24 protein-coding genes are annotated in these 23,229 nt (G+C 56.5%); 20 read left to right on the forward strand and 4 right to left on the reverse strand.

Translation table 11 applies throughout. The annotated features are described in order from the left end of the window. Positions 1-9 precede the first annotated feature (9 nt). The 13 genes from PuT2_RS08840 (at position 10) to PuT2_RS08900 (ending at position 12,471) form a co-directional block, all read left to right on the forward strand. A complete protein-coding gene (locus tag PuT2_RS08840) occupies positions 10-1,209 on the forward strand; it encodes an amino acid ABC transporter substrate-binding protein (protein WP_093970673.1) in 1,200 nt (399 codons plus the stop codon). 140 nt (positions 1,210-1,349) lie between these two features. Beyond that, positions 1,350-2,225 carry a branched-chain amino acid ABC transporter permease gene (locus tag PuT2_RS08845; protein ID WP_093970674.1) on the forward strand — a complete coding sequence of 292 codons (876 nt, stop codon included), beginning with the start codon at positions 1,350-1,352 and terminating at the stop codon, positions 2,223-2,225. Further along, on the forward strand, positions 2,222-3,136 hold the full coding sequence (locus tag PuT2_RS08850) for a branched-chain amino acid ABC transporter permease (RefSeq protein WP_093970675.1): 915 nt from the start codon (positions 2,222-2,224) through the stop codon (positions 3,134-3,136). Before PuT2_RS08845 ends, PuT2_RS08850 begins: the two co-directional genes overlap by 4 nt. Next, positions 3,133-3,876, forward strand: a complete 744-nt coding sequence (locus PuT2_RS08855) for an ABC transporter ATP-binding protein (protein ID WP_093970676.1) — start codon at positions 3,133-3,135, stop codon at positions 3,874-3,876. The genes PuT2_RS08850 and PuT2_RS08855 overlap by 4 nt, the downstream gene beginning before the upstream one ends. Then, positions 3,873-4,583, forward strand: a complete 711-nt coding sequence (locus PuT2_RS08860; protein WP_093970677.1) for an ABC transporter ATP-binding protein — start codon at positions 3,873-3,875, stop codon at positions 4,581-4,583. Before PuT2_RS08855 ends, PuT2_RS08860 begins: the two co-directional genes overlap by 4 nt. Before the next feature lie 176 nt (positions 4,584-4,759). Next, positions 4,760-5,272, forward strand: coding sequence for a MarR family winged helix-turn-helix transcriptional regulator (locus PuT2_RS08865; RefSeq protein ID WP_093970678.1), 513 nt, complete (start codon positions 4,760-4,762; stop codon positions 5,270-5,272). Between the two features lie 144 nt (positions 5,273-5,416). After that, positions 5,417-6,466 carry an aromatic ring-hydroxylating dioxygenase subunit alpha gene (locus tag PuT2_RS08870; RefSeq protein WP_093970834.1) on the forward strand — a complete coding sequence of 350 codons (1,050 nt, stop codon included), beginning with the start codon at positions 5,417-5,419 and terminating at the stop codon, positions 6,464-6,466. A gap of 85 nt (positions 6,467-6,551) precedes the next feature. Beyond that, positions 6,552-7,508, forward strand: coding sequence for a PDR/VanB family oxidoreductase (locus PuT2_RS08875; protein WP_093970679.1), 957 nt, complete (start codon positions 6,552-6,554; stop codon positions 7,506-7,508). Between the two features lie 318 nt (positions 7,509-7,826). Continuing rightward, the gene (locus PuT2_RS08880; RefSeq protein ID WP_093970680.1) at positions 7,827-8,693 is read left to right on the forward strand and encodes a branched-chain amino acid ABC transporter permease; all 867 of its coding nucleotides are present in this window, start codon (positions 7,827-7,829) and stop codon (positions 8,691-8,693) included. Next, positions 8,690-9,706: a branched-chain amino acid ABC transporter permease gene (locus PuT2_RS08885; protein WP_093970681.1), complete on the forward strand. Its 1,017-nt coding sequence runs from the start codon at positions 8,690-8,692 to the stop codon at positions 9,704-9,706. Before PuT2_RS08880 ends, PuT2_RS08885 begins: the two co-directional genes overlap by 4 nt. Then, positions 9,703-10,467 (forward strand): ABC transporter ATP-binding protein, encoded by a 765-nt coding sequence (locus PuT2_RS08890; RefSeq protein WP_093970682.1) that lies wholly within the window; start codon positions 9,703-9,705, stop codon positions 10,465-10,467. The genes PuT2_RS08885 and PuT2_RS08890 overlap by 4 nt, the downstream gene beginning before the upstream one ends. Then, positions 10,457-11,173 carry an ABC transporter ATP-binding protein gene (locus PuT2_RS08895; protein WP_093970683.1) on the forward strand — a complete coding sequence of 239 codons (717 nt, stop codon included), beginning with the start codon at positions 10,457-10,459 and terminating at the stop codon, positions 11,171-11,173. The genes PuT2_RS08890 and PuT2_RS08895 overlap by 11 nt, the downstream gene beginning before the upstream one ends. A gap of 485 nt (positions 11,174-11,658) precedes the next feature. After that, positions 11,659-12,471 carry a mechanosensitive ion channel family protein gene (locus PuT2_RS08900; protein WP_093970684.1) on the forward strand — a complete coding sequence of 271 codons (813 nt, stop codon included), beginning with the start codon at positions 11,659-11,661 and terminating at the stop codon, positions 12,469-12,471. A gap of 14 nt (positions 12,472-12,485) precedes the next feature. Here PuT2_RS08900 and PuT2_RS08905 read toward each other — a convergent pair whose 3' ends face one another. Beyond that, positions 12,486-13,283, reverse strand: coding sequence for an RNA methyltransferase (locus tag PuT2_RS08905; protein WP_093970685.1), 798 nt, complete (start codon positions 13,281-13,283; stop codon positions 12,486-12,488). Between the two features lie 81 nt (positions 13,284-13,364). Here PuT2_RS08905 and PuT2_RS08910 point away from each other — a divergent pair, with 81 nt between their 5' ends. The 3 genes from PuT2_RS08910 (at position 13,365) to PuT2_RS08920 (ending at position 16,782) form a co-directional block, all read left to right on the forward strand. Further along, a complete protein-coding gene (locus PuT2_RS08910; protein ID WP_093970686.1) occupies positions 13,365-14,150 on the forward strand; it encodes an inositol monophosphatase family protein in 786 nt (261 codons plus the stop codon). Between the two features lie 119 nt (positions 14,151-14,269). Then, complete coding sequence (locus PuT2_RS08915; RefSeq protein ID WP_093970687.1) at positions 14,270-15,871, forward strand: TerC family protein; 1,602 nt, start codon at positions 14,270-14,272, stop codon at positions 15,869-15,871. Continuing rightward, positions 15,868-16,782 carry an undecaprenyl-diphosphate phosphatase gene (locus PuT2_RS08920; RefSeq protein ID WP_093970688.1) on the forward strand — a complete coding sequence of 305 codons (915 nt, stop codon included), beginning with the start codon at positions 15,868-15,870 and terminating at the stop codon, positions 16,780-16,782. Before PuT2_RS08915 ends, PuT2_RS08920 begins: the two co-directional genes overlap by 4 nt. Here PuT2_RS08920 and PuT2_RS08925 read toward each other — a convergent pair. The 3 genes from PuT2_RS08925 to PuT2_RS08935 form a co-directional block, all read right to left on the reverse strand. Next, complete coding sequence (locus tag PuT2_RS08925; RefSeq protein ID WP_093970689.1) at positions 16,779-17,579, reverse strand: UDP-2,3-diacylglucosamine diphosphatase; 801 nt, start codon at positions 17,577-17,579, stop codon at positions 16,779-16,781. The two genes, PuT2_RS08920 and PuT2_RS08925, sit on opposite strands and share 4 nt — an antisense overlap. After that, positions 17,572-18,081 carry a peptidylprolyl isomerase gene (locus PuT2_RS08930; RefSeq protein WP_199722886.1) on the reverse strand — a complete coding sequence of 170 codons (510 nt, stop codon included), beginning with the start codon at positions 18,079-18,081 and terminating at the stop codon, positions 17,572-17,574. Before PuT2_RS08930 ends, PuT2_RS08925 begins: the two co-directional genes overlap by 8 nt. A gap of 149 nt (positions 18,082-18,230) precedes the next feature. Next, on the reverse strand, positions 18,231-18,890 hold the full coding sequence (locus tag PuT2_RS08935; protein WP_093970691.1) for a hypothetical protein: 660 nt from the start codon (positions 18,888-18,890) through the stop codon (positions 18,231-18,233). 96 nt (positions 18,891-18,986) lie between these two features. Between PuT2_RS08935 and cysS the strand changes: the two genes are divergently transcribed. The 4 genes from cysS to tilS are packed head-to-tail and all read left to right on the forward strand — an operon-like array spanning position 18,987 to position 23,138. After that, positions 18,987-20,432: a cysteine--tRNA ligase gene (cysS, locus tag PuT2_RS08940; RefSeq protein WP_093970692.1), complete on the forward strand. Its 1,446-nt coding sequence runs from the start codon at positions 18,987-18,989 to the stop codon at positions 20,430-20,432. A 9-nt stretch (positions 20,433-20,441) separates the two neighbouring features. Continuing rightward, positions 20,442-21,074 carry a DNA-3-methyladenine glycosylase gene (locus PuT2_RS08945; RefSeq protein ID WP_093970693.1) on the forward strand — a complete coding sequence of 211 codons (633 nt, stop codon included), beginning with the start codon at positions 20,442-20,444 and terminating at the stop codon, positions 21,072-21,074. Between the two features lie 40 nt (positions 21,075-21,114). Beyond that, the gene (locus tag PuT2_RS08950; protein ID WP_093970694.1) at positions 21,115-22,077 is read left to right on the forward strand and encodes an acetyl-CoA carboxylase carboxyltransferase subunit alpha; all 963 of its coding nucleotides are present in this window, start codon (positions 21,115-21,117) and stop codon (positions 22,075-22,077) included. 11 nt (positions 22,078-22,088) lie between these two features. Next, on the forward strand, positions 22,089-23,138 hold the full coding sequence (gene tilS, locus PuT2_RS08955; protein ID WP_093970695.1) for a tRNA lysidine(34) synthetase TilS: 1,050 nt from the start codon (positions 22,089-22,091) through the stop codon (positions 23,136-23,138). The last annotated feature ends 91 nt before the right edge of the window (positions 23,139-23,229 follow it).

Genomic DNA, 23,229 nt, shown 5'->3' on the forward strand with positions numbered 1-23,229 from the left:
GGAGAAGACATGAGTCAACCATTTAATTTCAAGCGCCGTCTGATGATGGCGGCAATGGCCGCCGCTGCAGTAGCTGCGCCATTGGGCAACCTGGCCCATGCCGAAGACCCGATTCGTATCGGCTACACCATGTCGCGTACGGGCCCTTACGCAGGCGGTGCGCAGGTGTCGCAAGAGCCCAATTACGTGTTGTGGGCCGAGCAGGTTAATGCGGCAGGCGGTTTGTCGGTCAAGGGTCAAAAGCGTAAAGTCGAATTGATCGCCTATGACGATCGCAGCGAAATTGAAACCGCTGTGCGCACCTATCAAAAACTCATGGGTAGCGACAAGGTCGACTTGATTCTGCCGCCCTGGGGTTCGGCCATGAACTTTGCTGTGGCACCGCTCGCCAACCGCTTCGGTTATCCCTTTGTGGCCCCGACAGCCCTGTCGCGCAAACTCATTGACATGAAGCTGCCGTACTTTTTTTCGTTGTTGCAGCAGCCCGATAAAATGATGACTTCGCTGGCCGATATGCTCGCTGCGAACCAGGTCAAGACAGTGGCCATCGTTTATATGGATGATTTGTTTGGCCTTGAGAATGTGGCAGCCTTGCGTGAAGCCCTGAAAGCCAAGAATATCGAAATTGTTGAAGATAAGAGCTATCCACTGGGTGTTAAAGACCTGTCGCCGGTGCTCAAGTCGATCAAAGATAAAAATCCTGATGCGTTCATTGGTATTACGTACCCGCCCGACACTTTGCTGGTATCCAGCCAGTCGCGCGAAATCGAATTCAACCCTAAATTCTTCTACGTGTCAGTGGGTACGGCTTTCCCGTTATACAAGCAGCGCATTGGGGACAACACTGAAGGTGTGATGGGCATGGGCTCTTGGAACGCGAAAGTGTCGCCCGGCGCCAAGGCTTATTTCGATGCGCACGTTGCCAGCGCGGGCAAAGAGCCCGATCGCTGGGCCAGCGGCCACGCCTGGGCCGGTCTTGAGATCATTGAGCAAACGGTAGACGCCGTTGGCCTCGATCGCAAGGCAATGCGCGACTATATCGCCAAAAACGAGTTCGATACTATTCTGGGCAAAATCCGTTTTGAAGGCGGCGAAAACGCAAGTATCCCCGGCACAGTCGGTCAATGGCAGGGTAGCGAGTTCGAGGTTGTCTGGCCTCAAGATCGTGCGACCGCCAAGCCGATCATTCCCAAACCCAACTGGAAGTAACGCATAGGCAGGGCGGGGGCGGCGCCGTCTTGGCTGCCCCCGTTGGTGCAGCGGCGCCTCCGCGCAGGCGCTCGCATCTGGCTTCTCCTTCGACGTAATGCCTGAGCACCGTGTGAGTGTGCAGGGCGAAAGAAGACACAATGAATTTATCGTTATTTGCCGATCTGGCCGTCAATGGCCTGGTCATCGGCGGCATTTACGCGGTTGTCGCGATTGGCTTGAACATGCAGTATGGCCTGATGCGCATTCTGAATATTGCGCACGGTGAGTTTCTCATGATCGGCGCATTCCTGACATTTACGCTGCATACCGTTACCGGCATCAGCCCGCTGGTGTTTATCCCTGTCGTGATGCTGGCCAGTTTTGTCCTGGGCGTCATTTTGCACCGACTGGTGTTTCGGCGTCTGACGGCGCAGGCCAAATCACTCGATCAGGTTGAAGAACGCAGTCTCATTATCGGGTTCGGCTTGATGTTCATTTTGCAGAACGTGGCCACACTGATTTGGGGCTCCGACCTGCATGGGTACGACTTTTTAAGTGAGCCGGTCAAGTTCGGCGGTGTGATCGTTACCCAAAATCGCTTACTGGTGCTGTTCCTTGCATTGCTGATCAGTATTTTCCTGATCTTGTTATTGCAACGCACCCTGATCGGCAAGGCCGTGCGCGGCATGCTTCAGTCGCCCATAGGTGCGCAACTGGTGGGTGTCGATGCCGCACGGCTCAACCCGTTTGTATTTGGTCTTGGTATTGCCATGGCCGGGTTGGCCGGTGCGTTGCTCAGCATGATTTACGAGGTCACACCGTCGATTGGCGAGTCTTACACCATCATGGCGTTAATTGTGATTACGCTGGGCGGGTTGGGTAGCATCGGCGGCAGTTTCATGGCGGCGTTATTGCTGGGCATGATTGAAAGCTTCGGTACCCATCTGACGAACCCGTCACTCAAGATGATCCTCAGCTACAGCGTGTTTGTGCTGATTCTGATGTTCAAACCCAAGGGGTTATTCGCCAAATGAAATTGTTTTATCCTGCCGTTGCAGCCAGCGGCATTATTCTGGCTGCCGGGCCTTGGGTGTTGTCCGAGTTCTGGCTATCGCTGCTCATGAGCTGCATGATGTATGTCGTACTGGCGGTCAGTTGGTCGATGTTCAGCGGCGCCACTCGTTACTTGTCGCTGGCAACCTCCGCCTTGTTCGGGCTAGGGGCTTATACCACCGCCTGGGGCTACGAGTTCTTGCCCTGGCCTATGCTGATAGTGGCAGGTGCGTTGGTTTCTGCCGCGTTTGCGGCCGTGCTGGGCGCCGCCGTCATGCATCTGCGTGGCACTTATTTTGCCATTCTTACTTTTGGTATGGGCGAGCTGGTCAAGCACAGCATCACCTATATAGAAAAGAGCGCTTTCGGTACAGTGGGGCGCGTCATTATGGATGTGCCCTCAAACGATGTGGTGTACTGGACGGTTGTTTTCCTGGCGCTGCTCACAGTGTTGGTTTACCACTGGGTAGCGAACTCGCGTCTGGGTTTTGCCATGCGCGGCATTGGCGCCGACGAGCAGCGTGCCGCTACCTTCGGCGTCAACCCCCGCATCGTCAAAATTGTGGGTTTTGCGCTCACTGCATCGCTGGCCGGTGCCATCGGCGCGGCGATGGCGGTGCGCTGGACCTACATTGACCCACATACGGCGTTTCATCCGTTCATCGGTTTTCAAACCGTACTGATCGCCATGATTGGGGGCGCAGCCACGTTACGCGGTCCGCTGGTTGCGGCTATCGCTCTAAGCCTGTTGTCTGATGTGTTGCGTCTTAATTTTGCGAATGCCTATCTGATTTTGCTGGGTACCTTGCTCATCCTGAGCGTGCTGTTTATGCCCCAGGGGATTGCCAGCGTTCAGTGGCGCAAGTTACTGGGGCGGGGAGACACGAAATGACGACACCTTATTTGTTGGAAGTGAACAATGTCGGCATGCAGTTCGGCGGGCTTAAGGCGTTGTCCGATATCAATATCCGAGTACGTGCGGGCGAGTTCATGGGCATTATTGGGCCCAACGGTGCTGGCAAAACTACGTTCTTTCATGCCATTAGCGGTGTGTTGCCGCCCACCAGCGGAGAAGTGCTGATTGGTGGGCAGTCAATGAAAAATCGCCAGGCGCAGGCGTTTTGTCGCGCCGGTGTGGCGCGCACCTTCCAGACGCCGCGTGTGTTTGGCGAAATGACGGCCCGTGAAAACGTTCGGTTTGCGCTGTCTTTTGGGCGCTCTGCAACCGCACCGAAAGGGCGCAGCTCGTTGGTTATTGACGAAGTGATGCAGGCAGTTGGTGTCGATGATGTGGCCAATGAAATTGCGGGGGCTTTGCCGCCCGCCCGCCAACGTCAGCTGGAAATCGCCATGGCTCTAGCGACGTCACCGCGGTTGTTGTTGCTCGATGAGGTGGCGGCGGGTCTGACCGAAGGCGAGGTCGAAGACGTTGCCAGGTTGATTGCCCGGTTGCGCACCGAATACAACCTGACCGTCGTCTGGATCGAGCACGCCGTCAAAACATTGATGGCCGCAGTAGAGCGGGTCGCTGTACTGAACTTTGGCCAGCTATTGGCCGACGGTACGCCTGCCGAAATTGCCGCCAACCCCAAAGTGATCGACGCCTACCTGGGCGCAGAGGTGCAGTCATGACTCTTCTTCTGGAAGCCCGCAACGTGACCGCAGGTTATGGCGCGTTGCAGATTATTCACGACATTAATGTCAAAGTGCCAGTAGGCCGGTTCACCGTGATCGTCGGCCCGAACGGAGCCGGTAAGACAACGTTGATGAGCGTTCTTTCAGGGATGCTGCCTGTTATGTCCGGCGAGGTGATGCTGGCGGGTCAGCCGGTGTCAGGGTGGGGCGTGGCGCGGCGGGTCAAGGGGGGCCTCGTCTTGGTTCCCGAAGGGCGTCACTTGTTCGGTCAAATGACTGTCGAAGAGAACCTAGAGCTGGGAGGGTACCTGGTGCCCGCTAAAGAGCGAGCCGCGTTAATGGATGAGGTGTTTTCTTTGTTTCCGCGTCTTGCCGAACGACGTAAACAGGCGGCCGGCAGCATGAGCGGCGGTGAGCAGCAAATGGTGGCTGTCGGACGAGCGTTAATGGGCAAGCCCAAATGCATCATGCTCGACGAGCCTTCGTTGGGCCTGGCGCCAAAGATGGTCAGCGAGCTATTTCGCATTCTTAAAGAAATCGCCCAGCGCGGCACGGGTATTTTGCTGGTCGAGCAAAACGTGCGCCAGGCCCTCAGTATTTGCGACCATGCGTACATTCTTGAGCAAGGTCATATGGCGGCCGAAGGCGCCGGTCGTGACCTTCTAGAAGGCGAACGTATTCGTAAATCGTATCTGGGCTTGTAAGCAGGCCAGTGCCGGGGTGGCGCGGCGGCGCCAACCTTGATAACGGAGGTTGATGCCGCCGGCTTTTAGCGGGTCAGCGTAGCCGTGAACGGGTGTGGGTTTTGTTGCGGGTGTTCTGCCTATAAAATAAGCGCACATTTGTGCAACGACCCATGTTTTGACGGCAGACTTACCCCATGCAAGAACTCACCCCTGCGCCCGCAGCCGATAATGACCTTACCGATCTGTATATTCAGCCGGGTCACTTGTTGCGTCGTGCGCATCAAATTGCGGCGTCGATATTTCACGACGAGCTGGGGCACATGATCACGCCGGTGCAGTATGCCATTTTGCGAACTCTGCGCGAGCACCCAGGTATCGATCAGGTATCGCTTGCGGGGTTGGTCGCTATGGACACCTCGACGGCAGCCAGTGTGGCTACCCGTCTTGAAGAAAAAGGTTTGCTCGACCGCAACATCGACCCGTCCAACCGTCGGCAACGGGCCTTGTACTTAACCGAACAAGGGCGTAAGTTGCTTGAAAACGCAGTAGGCGGCATTAACCGATTGCACGATCGTCTTTTTGCGGGGTTTACCCCCCTCGAAGAAGAGCAGTTCATGGATTTGCTTAAAAAACTTGTTCACCTTAACAACCTGCAAAGCAGGGCGCCGTTTGCTCCACCCAAGGATAAAGTCGTTAACGTCGATTGAACCGCATCGCGACCGCCAACCTAGGGTAAACCCTTGTTGTGCGGTTTTTTGACAGGCGTAAAATATCGTCCACGTTCAGTACACTGAATCTGCCCCGCTACGGTGCATTTTAGTGTGCAATCATTCACTCCGTGCGAGGTTATTATGTTTTTGAAAAATGCGTGGTATGTCGCCGCTACACCCGACGAAATCGATACCAAACCCCTGGGCCGCCAAATCTGTGGCGAGCGTATCGCGTTTTATCGCGGCGCCGAGGGTAAGGTTGCTGCCGTAGAAGATTTCTGTCCGCACCGTGGCGCAGCATTGTCGCTGGGCTACGTCGAGAACGGTAACCTGGTCTGCGGTTATCACGGGCTAGTCATGGGGTGCGACGGTAAGGTCGTGTCCATGCCTTTACAGCGCGTGGGCGGTTTCCCTTGTGTCAAAAGCTACCCCGTCATCGAACGCTATGGTTTTATCTGGGTTTGGCCCGGCAACCCCGAAAAGGCCGACCCTGCACTGATGCCTGACCTGTTCTGGGCCGAGAGCGATGAATGGGCTTATGGTGGCGGTCTGTACCACATCAAGTGCGATTACCGCCTCATGATCGATAACCTGATGGATCTGACGCACGAAACTTATGTGCACGCCGACAGTATCGGCCAGGAAGAAATCGACGAAACGCCGGTTAACACTAAAGTCGAAGGCGACGAAGTTGTGACCAGCCGCTATATGGAAAACATTATGGCGCCGCCATTCTGGGCGGGTAACCTGCGCGAAAACGGTCTGGCCGACGACGTTCCTGTCGATCGCTGGCAAATTTCGCGGTTCACGCCACCCAGCCACATTCTTATCGACGTGGGTGTCGCGCATGCTGGCAAGGGTGGCAAAGACGCCCCGCCCGAAAACCGTGTCCGCGCTATTGTGGTCGACTTCATTACCCCTGAAACCGAAAATTCGCACTGGTATTTCTGGGGGCTGGCACGTAACTTCCGTCCCGACGACGCCGAGCTCACCGCACGTATCCGCGAAGGCCAGGGCCGTATTTTCGGTCAAGACCTCGACGTACTCGAAGCCCAACAGCGTAACCTCGAAGCCTACCCCGAGCGCCGCTTGTTGATGCTCGGTATTGATGCGGGTGGCGTACAATCTAGGCGCGTCCTCGACCGTCTGGTCAAGGCAGAGCAGGAAGAAGAAACCACGCAAACAGCCTGAGCCTGATTGTCTTATCCACAGACGGTCGGCAGGGCGGTTTTCATACGCCCGCACCGCCTGTGGGTAAACCAACCATGTATACAAAATGAGTCAATTAACCGTAAAAGTCGTCAACAAAGTTCTGGAAGCCGTAGATATCGTCAGCCTCGAGCTGGCCAGTGTCGATGGTAAACAGCTTCCGCCGTTCAGCGCCGGTGCTCACATCGACATCCATTTGCCCGGTGGTATCGTTCGCCAGTATTCGTTGCTTAACGATTCTGCCGAACAGCATCGCTACATTGTTGGTGTACTCAAAGACCCAGAATCGCGCGGCGGCTCTGTGGCTGTACACGACAAGGTCAATGTCGGCGACGTCCTCGAAATCAGCGCGCCCAAAAACCATTTCGAACTGGTGCATGCCAAGCGCACATTGTTGTTTGCAGGCGGTATCGGTGTCACGCCTATTTTGTGTATGGCGCGGCGTCTTAGCCAAACCAATGCCGATTTCGAAATGCACTATTGCACGCGCTCACCCGATCGCACTGCGTTCGAAAAAGACATCAAGGCGTCGACTTTTGCCGACCGGGTACATTTTCACTACGACAGTGGTGATGAAGCCCAAAAACTCAATCTCAAGTCATTGGTAGCCGGCCCCCAAGACGGCACGCACCTGTATGTGTGCGGTCCCACAGGTTTTATCGACTACGTGGTCAACACGGCTAAAGAAGCCGGCTGGGCGGCGGGTAACATCCACCTCGAATATTTCGGTGCTGCCGACGTCGACACCAGTGGCGATACCTCGTTCGAAGTCAAAATTGCCAGTACGGGTAAAAGCTTTACGGTTCCGGCCGATAAAAGCATTACTCAGGTGCTCGACGAAAACGGCGTGTTCGTACCCGTATCGTGCGAAGAGGGTGTTTGTGGTACGTGTCTCGTGCGCGTCCTCGAGGGTGAGCCCGAGCACCGCGACTTGTATCTTACCGATGCCGAGCATGCAGCAAATGATCAAATGACACCGTGCTGCTCTCGCTCGAAGTCACCCGTACTTGTGCTCGACATTTAATAGTTTGACTGTGCCGGCTTCGCCGGTGCCATAAAAACGCCGCTGTTGCGGCGTTTTTATGGCCACTATCGGTTATTTCGTTATGCAAGCCTCAGGCCTTAGGTCTGTCCAGACCAAGGCCGGTTTTTCGTTTTCTTTTCGTTTTAGTGGTTTTTGCCTGTTGTCCTGATGACTGCTTTTGCAGTATTTGTCTGTGTTGCAGTTCGGTCAGGTTCGGCAGCATCTGTTTTTTCAAAATAACCGGAGGATCTCTCTCATGCCTCACGTCTTGAAGGGTGGCATTGGGCTGCCCGCTGTACGTTTGTTTCGGAGGCCGCCATGCTAAGTAATTTGGTGGGCGTCTTGTTTGACGGTATTGCCTTTGGGGCTCTGCTGTTTCTGATCAGTGTGGGGTTGTCCATCACTATGGGCCTCATGAACTTCGTCAACCTGGCACACGGGGCATTTGCCATGCTCGGCGGCTATGTGTGTGTCGAGTTGATGAACCGCATGGGCGTGCCGTTTCTGGCAACGCTTCCTATTGCTTTCATTGCGGCGGCTGCCGTCGGTTTCGTGCTCGAGCGCACCTTGTACCAGCGCCTCTATCAGGCCAGCGCCCTGGACCAGGTATTGTTCTCGATTGGCCTGGTATTTATGGTCATTGCGGCAGCGACGTTTGTATGGGGCCCAACCCAGCAACCGGTGTTCTTGCCTGAGTTCTTGAAAGGGCAAGTTACCGTCTTCGGTATCGGTCTGGGTATTTATCGTCTCTTCCTGATTGCGGTGGTTGTATTGGTCACCATTGCGCTGGGTCTCATTATCGAGCAAACCCGTTTCGGCGCCATGATCCGTGCATCAGTCGATAACCAGCAGGCTTCTGCCGGCCTGGGTATCAACGTCAATCGCGTTTTTAGTCTGACATTTGCGCTGGGTTCGGGTATGGCCGGCCTGGGCGGTGGTCTGGGTATCGACGTCCTGGGCCTCGATCCGACTTTCCCGCTCAAGTACATGGTGTACTTCCTTATCGTGGTTGCAGTGGGTGGCGCCGGTACCATCAAAGGGCCCCTGGTTGCAGCTATCTTGCTGGGTATCTTCGACGTGGCCGGCAAGTACTACGTGCCCGAAATTGGCGCCTTCGTCATTTACGGCATGATGGTTGTCTTGCTCCTTCTCTTCCCATCCGGGCTTATCTCGAGGCGCGCATGAACTTGAAGTCCTTCTCTATCATCGACAATCTCCCCGCGCCGCGGGTACCCAACGATCGCTGGCACAAGCTTGAGTATCTGTTCTGGGTACTGCCTTTCGTGGCGTATTTTCTGTTTCCCAACCATCTGGTACTCGTTAGTCAGATGATGATTCTGGCGCTGTTTGCCTTGTCGCTTGACCTGATCGTCGGTTACGCAGGCATTGTGTCGCTGGGTCATGCCGCATTCTTCGGGCTGGGCGCCTACACGTCGGGCTTGTTGTCTGCTCGTTACGGGTGGGGCGAACCTATCAGTGCCATGCTTATTGCCGCATCGTTGGCCGCTATTCTGGGCTATCTGACTAGTTTCCTGGTGGTGCGCGGACACGAGCTTACCCAACTGATGGTCACCCTGGGTATAGGTCTGATGCTCTACGAAGTTGCCAATAAGGCCACCGACTTTACCGGCGGTGCCGACGGTCTGTGGGGTATCGAAACATGGCCTATCTTCGGCATATTCGAAATCGACCTGTACGGTAAAACGGGCTTCTTTTATAGCTTTGTCGTGTTGTTTCTGATGTTCTTGCTGGCGCGTCGTATAGTCAGCTCAACATTTGGCCTGAGCCTTATCGGTATTCGTGAAGGCACCAAGCGTATGCCGGCTATCGGCGTCAACGTCGAGCGTCGTCTGGTTGCGGTGTATACCGTCAGCGCGGCCATGGCTGGCGTGGCCGGCGCCTTGCTGGCGCAAACCACACAGTTTGTCAGTCTCGATGCCCTTGGCTTTATCCGCTCGGCCGACCTGATGATCGTGCTGGTGTTGGGCGGTACAGGTCGTTTGTACGGCGCACTTATCGGTGCGGTAGTTTTCATGTTTGCACATCACTATATTTCAGACATTAATCCGGTGTACTGGCAGTTCTGGTTAGGTTTATTGCTTATCGTTATTGTTATGGTTGGCCGTGGCGGTATCTTGGGCACTATCGAAGCCATTTTCGAGCGCCGGCGCGAGCGTTTGGCAGGGGGGCGTTCATGAGTCAGCAAAACACAACATTGCGTACCGAAGGCCTGACCAAAATCTGGGGTACCTTCAAAGCTAACAGCGACGTCACCCTCGAGTTCAAACCCGGGGCACGCCATGCGCTTATCGGCCCCAACGGGGCAGGTAAAACCACTTACATCAACATGCTGACGGGTGCTCTCAAGGCCACCAGCGGCAAGGTGTATTTTGGCGATCGCGACATCACCAATTTGCCCCAGCACGAACGGGTCAAACTGGGTATGACGCGTACCTTCCAGATCAACACCTTGTTTGCCGGGCTGACCGTGCTCGAATCCGTTATTCTGGCGATCAGCGAGCGTGAGGGCATGTCGGGTCAGTGGTACAAAACCATCGAGAAGCAAACCGCGCTTATCGAAGAAGCCATGGCGTTGTTGCAAACGCTGCGCCTGGCCCAAGAGGCCAATACTCGCACGCGCAACTTGCCTTATGGCAAACAGCGTTTGGTAGAAATTGCTTTGGCGCTGGCAACCAAGCCCAAGGTATTGCTTCTCGACGAACCCGCTGCAGGTATTCCGTCGGCCGAAAGCCAGGAACTCTTCGAAGTCATTTCTCAGTTGCCACGCGACGTCACCATTCTGTTCATCGAGCACGACATGAGCCTCGTGTTCCGTTTTGCCGAACGCATTACGGTTCTGGTGGGCGGTAAGGTGCTTACCGAAGGCACACCCGATGAAATTGCCAATGACAAGCGTGTCAAAGAAGTCTATCTGGGGGAAGCAGAACATGAAGAGTAATGGTGGCAAAGAAATGCTGGCTCTCGAAAATGTTCGGGCCGGCTATGGCGAGTCTGTCATCCTTGAAGACATCTCGTTCACGCTGAATGAAGGCGACACGCTGGCTTTATTGGGCCGCAACGGGGTCGGTAAGTCGACCCTGTTGCTGACGATGCTGGGCCTGACGCAAATGCATGGTGGTTCGGTGCGCTGGCAAGGCGCCGATGTTACCCGTATGCCCACTTACCGTCGCGCCCAGGAAGGCATGGGTTGGGTGCCGCAAGAGCGCCATATGTACCCGTCGCTCACCGTTGAAGAGCACCTGACGGTGGTGGCTCGCCCCGGCGAGTGGGACGTGAAAAGGGTTTACAACCTGTTCCCGCGTCTTGAAGAGCGTCGTAACAACATGGGTAACCAGTTGTCGGGAGGGGAGCAGCAAATGGTGGCGATTGCACGTGCACTCATGCTCAACCCCAAAATGCTGTTGCTCGACGAGCCCATGGAAGGTCTGGCACCCATTATTGTGCAAGAGCTTCTGGGGGTCATTCGTCGCCTGGTCGAAGAAAGCGGCATGACCGTGATCGTGGTCGAGCAACATGCCCGTATGGCGCTTGGCCTGACCGACCGGGCCATTGTGCTTGATCGCGGCCAAATTGTGCATCAGTCCAGCAGTCAAGAGCTGCTCGCCGATGGCGACAAGCTCGATCGTCTGGTGGCGGTGGCCTGACGTACATAGCCTGGCTAGGGCCGGCGCGCCTCATGGTGTGCCCGCGTTTAGCCTGGTAATTTGCAACCCTGTGTTCTGGTGTATCCGGAGCACAGGGTTTTTTCATTTTCTGAAGAAGGGGGCTTGCCCCGAGGCACCTAACGCACCCGCGTTTTGGTATTTGTCAGTGCAGAGGGTGTCACGCAACAGGCAGCACTTGGTAAAGCGCGGGGCGTAAACGGAGCAATATGGTCAATATTGTCACCTGACGTGCAGGCCATTGTTATGTAATGATAATTTGATGTAATCAAAAGCTTGTCCATGCAGTTGTCCACATTTTTAGTGGATAACTGCCTGTTAACATGGACGAATTTCGCACGTTTTATATAACATCTTGATCCTTTGGGTGAATTTTCACCTATTGCCAAGTTATCAATGCGCTTGTCCACAATTGAAGTGGATAACTCAATGTGTACAACTGTATTTCGCAACTGTTGAAGGTAGGTATGTCTGAGTCTGATCTGAGCAAATTTTTCGAATGGGCCCTGGGCGGTTTTAACGCCATTGCATTCGATCTGGTCGTTGCGCTTGTGCTGCTTGTGGTGGGTTGGGTGGTGTCGAACTGGGTGGGCCGGCTGGTGCGCCGTGTGGCGACCCGGTCAACGCGCATTGATCCCACTATTGTTCCCATGGCGCATTCGGTGGCGGTCTGGTCGATTCGCGTTGTGGTGCTGGTGGCTGTTCTGGCGCGTCTGGGTGTGCAAACGGCCAGTATCATTGCCGTGCTGGGTGCAGCGGGTTTGGCCATTGGTCTTGCGCTTCAGGGTACGCTCCAGAACATTGCCGCGGGCATTATGTTGTTGGCCTTGCGCCCTCTACGTGCCGGCGAGTCGGTGTCTGTGGCGGGCAAGGCCGATGGCACGGTCGACGAAGTGGGCTTGTTCTTAACGCGCTTCAAACAATCCGACGGCACTTTCATTACGTTGCCCAACAGCCTGATCTGGGGCAGTCCTATCGTTAATTTCAGCCGTCACGATACACGCCGCGCCGAAATTCAGGTGCTGGTGCCATATGGGGAGGATATCGATCTGGCTTTGTCCGAGCTACGCAAAATGGTTGATACCCACGAACTGGCCCTGAAAGACCCCGAGCCGCTGGTCATGGTGTCGGGCTACCGCGATAACGCCATGTTGGTGACGGTGCGCGCGTGGGCTGCAGCATCCAACTGGTTCGAACTGCAAAACGATATGAATCGCCAGGCACAGCGCGTGCTTAAGGCAGCAGGGATTGAGTTGCCGCCATCGCGCCCACGCTGCTAATGTGGTCGTTCGGCTCAGTCTTTGCGCAGTTGGCCTTTGGCGGCCTTGATCATGGCGGTACATACGCCGCGCATCATGTCGACTTCGTCATTGGTCAGGGCGCTGCGGCTAAACAAATGCTGCATGCGAGGAATCAATTTTTTCGGGTACGCCAGGTTTAAAAACTGGATCTCGATCAATGCTTCTTGCCAGTGGGCCAGAAAGGCCTGTACTTTTTCATTGGATGCCAGGGCGTTACCTTCGTCTGACGACGCGACTGGGGCACTGTTGTCGGCGGGCGTGGCTGCCTTACCGTCAAGGTTGCCCAGGGCATAACGCAATTCCCAGGCGGCCAGCTGCAGGGCTTGGGCGACGTTCAGCGAACTGTATTCGGGGTTGGCCGGGATATGGCAAATGCGTTGGCACTGCGCAATGTCTTCGTTGGTTAACCCCGAGCGCTCGGTGCCTAGCACCACGGCGATGTGGCCCTCGTTGTGTTCCAGCAGATGCTGCCGGCTGAGTGTTGCTGCCTCGCGGATATCGCAGACCGGCGGCCCCAGCACTCGCTCGCGGGCAGTCATGGCAAAGGCCAGGGTAATGGGTGCCAGGGCTTGCGCCAGGGTGTCGACAACTTGTACCGACGCCAGAACATCTGTGGCGCCGCTTGCCAGTGCCTGCGCTTCGGGCAGTTCGGCCACGTTGTCAAAACGGGGCGCAACTAGGCAAAGCTCGCGAAACCCCATCGTTTTGATGGCGCGTGCCGCTGCGCCGACGTTTCCGGGGTGGCTGGGGTGCACCATAATGAAGCGAGCACGATTAAATAGGTCTGTCATTTCGGGGAATTGCGTCTATCAACTAAAATAGGCGGTTAACTATAATCAGCCTGTTTCAGTTTTTGTTATTTACGGATACTTATGCACCCCATGCTCAATACCGCCATTAAGGCGGCACGCCGCGCCGGCTCCATGATCAACCGGGCAAGCCTCGACCTCGAGCGCTTGCAGGTGGCGCGCAAGGGGCCCAGCGATTATGTCACGGAAGTCGACCAAAGCGTCGAGGCCGCCATTATCGACATCCTTAAAACCGCGTATCCCGACCATGGGTTTTTAGGCGAAGAGTCTGGCGAGCAGCCCGTGCCTGAAGGGCAGGCCGCACCCGAGTATCAGTGGATCATCGATCCGCTCGACGGCACGACCAACTTTATTCACGGGTTTCCGGTCTATGCCGTTTCCATTGCTCTGGCGCATCGTGGGCAGGTCGTGCATGGCGTTATTTACGACCCGGCGCGCAACGAGCTCTTCACTGCCAGTCGCGGGGGCGGTGCCTTCCTCAACGATCGTCGCGTGCGCGTGTCGGGTATGGCCCGTTTTCACGATGCCATGCTGAGTGCCTATGTGCCCGACTCGGGGGGCGGTGTGTCACCCAATTCAAAGTTTTCCGGCATGCTTACCGGCTGCGCCAGCGTGCGGCGCATGGGGGCTTCGGTGCTTGATCTGGCCTATGTGGCCTGCGGCCGCCTCGACGGTTTCTGCGGGGTTAACCTAAAACGCTGGGATCTCGCCGCGGGCGGGTTGCTGGTCCTTGAGGCCGGCGGCCTTATTTCCGACTTTCAAGGCGAGCAAACCTGGTTTCAAACCGGCAGCGTTATTGCGGGTACGCCCAAAGTCTTTACTCACATGCTGGCCAGTTTGCAGTCCTGAACGCTTCATTTACTAGCCATGACCTCACCAACAGACGGCAGTACGGGCGGGTTCGCCCGCACCTTTTATATAGGCGCCCCTCAAGGGGGTAGCGTCCGGACAGGGCAGGGGGGGCGCTAATGGAAGCCTTTTCCTTCGATTGGCTCTCGCACCCGGCAGCCTGGGTCGGGCTGCTGACACTGGTCGTGCTCGAAATTGTTCTGGGCATCGACAACCTTATCTTCATCGCCATTCTGGTCGAGAAGCTGCCGCCCAAGCTGCGCGATCGCGCTCGGGTTATGGGGCTGTCGCTAGCGCTCGTCATGCGCTTGGCGCTGCTCACTGTCATGTCGTGGCTGATCAAGCTGACGACGCCCATTTTGTTTTTGGGGCCGTTTGTTTTTTCTGGGCGCGATCTCATTCTTATTGTGGGCGGTTTTTTCCTGCTGCTTAAAGGCACGCTCGAACTACACGAGCGCATCGAGGGTCGCGCGCAGCATGCCTCCGGGGCGCGGCTGCACGCCAGCTTCGGCCTGATCGTTACGCAAATCATTATTCTCGACGCAGTTTTCTCCATCGACGCCGTCATCACGGCGGTGGGCATGGTCGAACAGCTGTCCGTCATGATGGTCGCCGTTGTCATTGCAATGGGTGTGATGCTGTTCGCATCAAAACCGCTCACACGCTTTGTCAATGCTCACCCCACGGTAGTAGTCTTGTGTCTGGGCTTCTTGTTAACCATTGGTTTTTCTTTGGTGGCTGAAGGCTTTGGCTTTGCGGTGCCCAAGGGGTATCTGTACGCAGCTATCGGGTTTTCGGTCATTATCGAAAGTCTTAACCAGTTGGCCCGACGCAATATGCAAAAGGTCGAGCTGCGGCGCCCCATGCGCGAGCGAACGGCCGAAGGCATTATGCGCATGTTGGGTAAGCAGCCCTTGGTGGGACCTGAAAAACCCGTGGCTTCGCCCAAGCCGGCTGCCGGGCAGCAGGTGTTTGGCGAAGAAGAACGCAATATGGTTAGTGGCGTCCTTACCTTGGCCGACCGCACCATTCATTCCATCATGACGCCGCGCAACGATGTGTCCTGGATCAATCTCGACGACGCCGCAGAAGACATCCAGAAGCAGCTCATGAAAACACCGCACAGCTTCTTTCCAGTGTGCCGGGGGTCGCTCGACGATGTCATTGGCATTGGTCGCGCCAAAGAAATGCTTGCAGATGTGCTGACGCATGGGCATATCAAATTGTCCCGTTTGCGCGATCCACTTATCGTGCACGAATCCATTGGCGTGCTGCGGCTGATGGAAACCTTGAAGCGCTCACGCGGGCAACTGGTGCTGGTCACCGACGAGTTCGGCACCATCGAAGGTGTCGTTACGCCTATCGACGTATTCGAGGCCATCGCCGGCGAGTTCCCCGATGAGGATGAAACGCCTGACATCGTCGAAGCCGGTGACAATCGCTGGCGTGTCGACGGTGCGGCCGACGTGCATCACCTTGAACAGGTGCTGAACACCATCGGGTTGGTGGACGAAGAAGAGGGTTATTCAACCTTGGCCGGCTATTTGTTGGGGCGTTTCGGGCAGTTGCCATCGCCCGGTGACAGTTGCGAACTGGTGCAGCCTCACGCCACGTTCACATTCAAGGTGGTTCGCCTTGAGGGTCGTCGTATTGCAAGTGTTGAAGTCGAACGCGTCTTTGCCAATCCCGACGACGAAACTATTCAAGAAGGTTCTGCATGACCGAAAGCGCGCTGTATTTGTTCAAAGCTTTTTTTCTGGGTGTCATTGAGGGTTTTACCGAGTTCATACCGGTGTCCAGTACGGCACACTTATTGCTGATTGGTGAATGGATCAATTTCGATTCCGGTAGCAGTAAGGTGTACGAGGTGGTCATCCAGTTCGGGTCGATACTCGCCGTCATTTGGGTTTTCCGTCAACGTCTCTGGCAACTGATTCGGGGTACGCTGCATGGTCAACCTACCGAGGTCGCGTTCACACGCAATCTGATCATTGCATTTTTGCCGGCAGCGGTGATCGGTGCACTTACGATTCAGTACATCAAAATGATGTTCCACCACCCTGGTATTTTTGTGGTGACATTGATTTTGGGCGGAATCATTATGCTTTGGGTCGAACGCAAGCCGCATATGGCCAAGCACGGTGCAACCGGCAACGCGGCTGCAACCAACGACGTGTCCTCGGCGTCTTCCCAGGCAGGCGGGCGTTCAAGTCAGGCTGCTGGTTTGGGCCAGCCGGTGACGTTCGCGCTTGAAGACATCACCTGGAAGCAGGCGCTGGCGGTGGGTTTTGCACAATGCCTGGCCATGATTCCGGGTACGTCCCGTTCTGGCGCCACCATTATTGGCGCCATGCTGGCCGGGGTGCAACGTAAAACGGCGACTGAATTCTCGTTCTTTCTAGCGATGCCGACCATGTTGGCCGCTACGGTTTACGATATTTATAAACACGGCGCGGTGCTTACAGGTGAGCAAACCTGGGGTATTGTCATTGGCTTTATTGCCGCGTTTTTCAGCGCGCTGGTGTTGGTCAAAGCGGTGCTGATGTGGGTGTCGCGGCACACTTATCGCCCATTTGCGTGGTATCGCATTGCTTTGGGGCTGGTTGTCTTGGCCTGGCTAACGCTGCGTTAATCTGTGTCGGCGGCTTGCCTTGCGCCGGTGTAGGTATCGGCCAAGGTCCGCAGACGCAGGCCTTCTGCGTCTATTTCCAGCCAGCCGCCGCGCTTTTCGGGGCTTTCAAAGTCCCAATCGGGCAGTACGGCGCGGGTTAGCGTTCGGCCTTTGGCCGTCTGGTGGTGAATTGACGCGCGGTGGGTATGCCCATGCACCATCGTATCGACGCGGGCCGCATCAAAGGCCTGTAATACCGCTTCCGGGTTAACGTCCATAATGTCCGACGGCTTCCACGCATTGGCCTGCATACTGCGTTGGCGGGCGTAGCCTGCCCATTTCATGCGTTGCTTCAGGCTAAACGCCAAAAATATGCGCTGCACCCAGGGTCGTCGCACCCACGTCTTGAAGCGTTGGTAAGCGTGGTCGTCGGTGCAGTATTCGTCGCCGTGGCTAAAAAGTACCGGGCCGACATCAGTCATCAGCACGGTTTGGTCGGACAGCAGTGTGGCATGTATGCGTTTGCACAGGCCGTGCCCGATTAAAAAGTCGCGGTTGCCGCGGCAGACATAAAGTGGAATATCTTTGCCGGTGGCGGCCAGTGCGCTTAGCAATGATGCCAGCCAAGAGGGCGGGTTCTGGATAAGGTCGTCGCCGACCCAGACGTTGAAAATGTCGCCGCCCAGTAATAGCGCAGACGCGTGTTGCCGGGCTTGCGATAAAAACGTCAAAAAAGCCCGGGCGGTTTCTGGCGAATCGGGCCCCAGATGAAGGTCTGAGGCCAGCCAAACCGTGCCGGGCAGGTCGAGCTTACTCAACAACCGTAGCTTTCTCGATGATGACGTCTTCGGTGGGTACGTCTTGGTGAAAGCCTTTGCTGCCGGTTTTCACGACTTTGATTTTGTCGACGACGTCGGTGCCTTCGACGACCTTGCCAAATACCGCATAGCCCCAGCCATTGCTGGTGGGCGCGGTGTGGTTAAGGAAGTCGTTGTCGGCAACGTTAATGAAAAACTGTGCGGTAGCCGAGTGCGGGTCGCTGGTGCGCGCCATGGCCAGTGTGTAGCGATCGTTGCGCAGACCGTTGTTGGCCTCGTTTTCGATGGGGTCGCGGGTTTCTTTTTGCTTCATGCCGGCTTCGAAACCGCCGCCCTGGACCATGAAGTTGTTGATGACGCGATGGAAAATAGTGCCGTCAAAGAAACCGTCGTTGACGTAAGCCACGAAGTTTTCAACTGTTTTAGGGGCTTTTTCGGCATTCAGCTCGATGATCATGTCACCGAAGTTGGTTTGCATTTTGACTTTTGGGTTTGCACTCATGGATGATCCTTGTGACGAAGTTGATGAAGCGATGGCGGGGCCGGCGCTGATGGCGGGCAAGGCGACCAATGCAGCACAGGCGAGCCCCAGGGCATGCCTGCGAAGCAGGTGCGACCTGAAAATTCTGGTGATGAAGAAGCTCATGGTGATTAACGTTGAAGAATGGACTGGACGGCCTGGGCTCGGGCTGCGGCGGCGCGCATGCCTGCGCTTTCGGCCTCTCGGTACAGCGCGTATGCTTTCAGCAAATGAACCTGGGCCAAGTTGGCTTTGGCCGTGGTGTAATTGGGGTCGGCCCGCAGCGCCATGGTTAACGCGTCGTAGGCCATGTCGATTTTTTGCTGTTTAATGTACAGCGACGCCAGGTTGTTCCAGGGTTCGGGTAGCTCGGGGTAGTCGGTGGTCATGGCCAGGTAGGCGTCAACCGCTTCGTTGGTTTTGCCGTTGGCTGCCAGGGCCCGTGCCCGTAAAAACATCAGCTGCACGTCTTGCCCGATTTCTCCGCTGGCGTTGCGCTGTGCCTGACGCTTTTCTATAACCTCAAGTGCTTCTTGGCTGCGGCCGTCGTTTAGCATGTGTGCTATACGGTTGGTAATATCTGACGGCGTCATGGGTATCGACGTGTCGACGCTTGGTGTTAACGCATCGAGCACATTGGCCAACCCTTGCCAGCCTTCGTCGGCTTGGGGTGGGTCGATAAACAGCGGGCCATTTGCAGAAGCCGACTGCGCCAATGTAGTTGGCGCATGCAGCCCGCCACACGCAACCAGAACCAGGGCGGGCAGAAAGCGACGAGAAATTTGAAACACCGGCGATTACCTATTGGGGTGGAGTTGGGTTTGAATTGCTATACTTATCGACCGCCATTTTAGCCTTGCTTCACGTCAAACAAGTTTTACTAGCGAATGCTGCACATTTATAACACCCTTTCTCGCGGCAAAGTGCCCCTCGAACCCACCGAACCCGGTCACGTGCGTATGTACGTTTGCGGCATGACGGTCTACGATTTCTGCCACCTCGGGCACGCCCGCATGCTGGTCAGTTTCGACGTGGTTCAGCGGTGGTTGCGTGCCAGCGGCTACAAGGTTACGTATGTGCGCAACATTACCGACATCGACGACAAAATCATTCGTCGCGCCGTTGAAACCGGCCGTCGTCTGGGCGAGGTTACCGACTTTTATATCCAGGCCATGCACGCCGATGAACGCGCGTTGGGCGTTCAGTCGCCCGACGCAGAGCCGCGCGCTACGGCCCACGTTGGCGATATGCTCGATATCATCGGCCGCCTCGAAAATAACGGCTTGGCCTATCAGGCCGATAACGGCGACGTCAATTACGCGGTGCGCAGCTTTCCGGGCTACGGGAAGCTGTCAGGCAAGTCGCTCGACGACCTGCGTGCCGGCGAGCGTGTCGCCGTCGATTCGGGCAAGCGTGATCCGCTCGATTTCGTGCTCTGGAAATCGGCCAAGGCCGACGAGCCCGCCGAGTCGAAGTGGGAGTCTGCTTATGGCCTGGGGCGCCCGGGTTGGCATATCGAGTGCTCAGCCATGAGCAAAGCCCTGCTGGGGCTGCCCCTGGACATTCACGGCGGCGGGCCCGATCTTAAGTTTCCGCACCACGAAAACGAAATCGCCCAGACCGAGGGTGCTTTTGGCGGGCAGCTGGCCAACGTTTGGATGCATTGCGGTCCGCTTATGGTCGACAGCGACAAAATGTCCAAGTCGCTGGGTAACTTCCGCACCATCCGCGAAACTGTGGGGCTTGGTGCGTCGCTGTCGCCCAACAGCGCCAACTACGATGTCAATGCGCGCGAAGCCGAAATGCTGCGGTTTTTCATCGTGCGCAATCACTATCGCAGCATTCAAAATTACACGCCCGACAACTTGCGCGATGCGCAAAGCGCGCTCGATCGCCTTTACCAAACGCTGCACAATGTGTCGCCCGCGTCGGTTTCCATCGACTGGTCCCAGCCAGCAGCCCAGGCGTTTCGCGACGCCATGGACGATGACTTCAACACGTCGGGTGCTGTTGCCGTGCTTTTCGAGTTGGCCAACGAGGCCAATCGCACGGGTTCGGCTCAAACGTCGGGCCTGTTGCGGGCCTTGGGCGCCGTTTTGGGGTTATTGCAAACCGACCCGGCCATTTATCTGCAATCGTCCAGCCGGTTTACCGGTGCCGAGCAGGCTGCCGAGTCGCTCGACGCCGCGGCTATCGAAGCCCTTATTCAGGCACGTGCCGAGGCTAAAAAGCAAAAGCAGTTCGGGCAGGCCGATGCCATCCGAGAACAGTTGCGTCAGGCCGGTATCGAGCTTGAGGACAAGCCCGGTGGCACGCAGTGGCGTCGGGTTTAAGGGGCGGCCATGACCACGACTGCCATCGTCAAGCCCGATTACTGGGACGAAGCCGCCGCGCATCTGATGCGACGTGATCGTATTCTCAAGAAGCTGATTCCCCAGCATAAAGAGCAGTTCTTGCAGGCGCCGTCGCCACCGTTCATGACCCTGGCCCGCGCCATCATCGGCCAGCAAATTTCCACCAAAGCCGCCGATGCAGTATGGCTGCGCTTCACCGAAAAATGCGGAAAGCGGCCAACCCCCACGTCTGTCGTGCAGCTTGACATCGATGCATTGCGCGAGCTGGGGCTGTCTAAACGCAAGTCCGAATACATTTCCGATCTGGCCACGCACTTTGCCGAGAAAAAGGTTAAGCCTGCGGCCTGGTCAGCCATGGACGACGAGGCTGTCATTGCCGATTTATGCGCAATTCGGGGCATCGGGCGTTGGACGGCCGAAATGTTTCTTATCTTTAACCTGCAGCGTCCCGACGTCCTTCCGCTCGACGATGCCGGTCTTATCAAGGCAATTTCGTTACACTATTTCAGCGGTGAGCCCGTTTCGCGCTTCGAAGCGCGCGAAGTCGCCCAGGCCTGGGCACCGTGGCGAACCGTCGCGACGTGGTACTTGTGGCGCAGCCTTGCGTCTGTCGCCAAGTAAAACTAAAGTCGTATGATCCCTATCTGGAATTCAAGCTCTTATGCGTAATACTTTCCTGGAATTTGAACAGCCCCTGGCCGAGCTCGAGCAAAAAATCGAGCAACTGCGCTACATGCAGTCCGACTCAGCCGTCGATATCTCCGACGAGGTCAGCCGTTTGCAGCAAAAAAGCCAGACGCTGGCCAAGAATATTTACGCCAAGCTCACGCCCTGGCAAACTGCATTGGTGGCACGCCATCCGCAGCGGCCCTATACCTTTGATTACGTTCGCGAGATCTTCACCGATTTCCACGAACTGCACGGCGACCGCATGTACGCCGACGACCAATCCATTGTGGGTGGTCTTGCGCGATTTAACGGTACGCCCTGCATGGTCATTGGTCATCAAAAAGGCCGCGACACCAAAGAGCGCTCAATGCGCAACTTTGGCATGCCGCGCCCCGAGGGCTACCGCAAGGCGTTGCGGTTGATGCGTTTGGCCGAAAAATTCCGTTTGCCGGTGTTCACTTTTGTTGACACGCCTGGCGCGTACCCCGGCATTGGCGCCGAAGAACGCGGCCAATCTGAAGCCATTGGTCATAACTTGTATGCCATGGCCGAGCTCAAAGTCCCCATTATCTCCACCATTATTGGTGAAGGCGGCTCCGGCGGGGCGTTGGCCATTGCCGTTGGCGATGTCGTCATGATGCTGCAATATGCTACTTATGCCGTCATTTCGCCCGAGGGTTGTGCGTCGATTTTATGGCGCAGCGCCGATAAGGCGCCTGTGGCAGCCGAGGCACTGGCGATTACGGCGCCGCGGCTTAAAGAGCTGGGCCTTGTCGACCGTGTTGTCAACGAGCCCGTGGGCGGGGCGCATCGCGACCCCAAAACTATGGCTAATCAGCTTAGTCGCGCCTTGGCCGACGCTTACCGCCAGGTGGCCAACATGACGACCGAGCAAATGCTTGAGCATCGCCTGCAGCGTCTCATGTCTTACGGCCGCTTCCAAGAAGCCCGTTAACACGTCGTCATATGTTCCCGGGCTCTGACGCCCTGATTCATAAAATAAAGTCGGCGGTGGCGGCCTTGTCGTCGCAGCCCACCGGCCTGGGTGTGGCTGTCAGCGGTGGGGCCGATTCGGCCATGCTGGCGGTAGCCGCTGCGCAATATGCTGCCGGGCAGGGTTTGGCCTTGCATCTGTTCCATGTGCATCATGGGTTGCAGGCAACGGCCGACGAATGGTTGCATCGGGTGCACGATCTGGCGCATCAATTGGCGGTGCCTTGCCATAGTATGCGCGTGACGGTCAGTGAAACAGCAGGTTACGGTATCGAGGCTGCAGCGCGTGATGCGCGGTACAAAGCGCTGCATGACATGGCCAGAGTGGCGGGTGTGCGTCACATCTTGTTGGGTCATCACCTTCATGATCAGGCTGAAACGGTGCTGTTGCGGCTTCTGCGCGGCGCGGGGCCCGTCGGGCTGGCGGCCATGTCGCCACACGTCGAGCGTGACGGAATCGAGTATGTTCGGCCCTGGCTTGACGTGGACCGCGCCCAGATCGTCGATGCTGCCAATAGTTATGCTGCACAAACCGGGTGGCAGTACGTCACCGACCCGACTAACGCTCAAGATCGCTACACGCGTGCCGCCGTGCGCGAGCGGCTGGCGCCCACGCTTGATGCGCGTTGGCCCGGCTGGCGCGACCGGCTTGCGCGTCATGCCCGACAGTCGGCGCAAGCCGCGCAGGTGCTTGACGAGGTCGCATGCGCCGATTTGATGTCACTTGATTTTGCCGCGGCTGACCAGAGCTTTTCTTTGGCAAGCTGGCGTTTGCTCTCAGAGGCGCGTCAGGCGCTGGTGTTACGGTATTGGCTGGGCCAGCAAAGGCTGGCCATGCCGACCGATGCCCGGCTGCATAACCTGATGCGCCAAATGCGTCAGTTGCACGCTTTGGGGTTCGATCGCGCGATGCGGGTCGGGCACGGACCCGTCGACATTGTGTGCCAGAAGGGGCGGGTTTTTGTTGCGGGTCGGCACGCCAACGACGATCTAAATGCGCCTTGCACGGGCCCGTCTCATTAAAAACGTGTCGTGTTGATGTATCGACGCGGGTCGGCAAAATAACCCTTTAATGTTAAAATGTTGCGTTTTGTCTGTCTGTATTTGCAGGCAG

Origin of the sequence: Pusillimonas sp. T2 (assembly GCF_002236805.1) — a bacterium.
Lineage (GTDB): Bacteria > Pseudomonadota > Gammaproteobacteria > Burkholderiales > Burkholderiaceae_B > Neopusillimonas.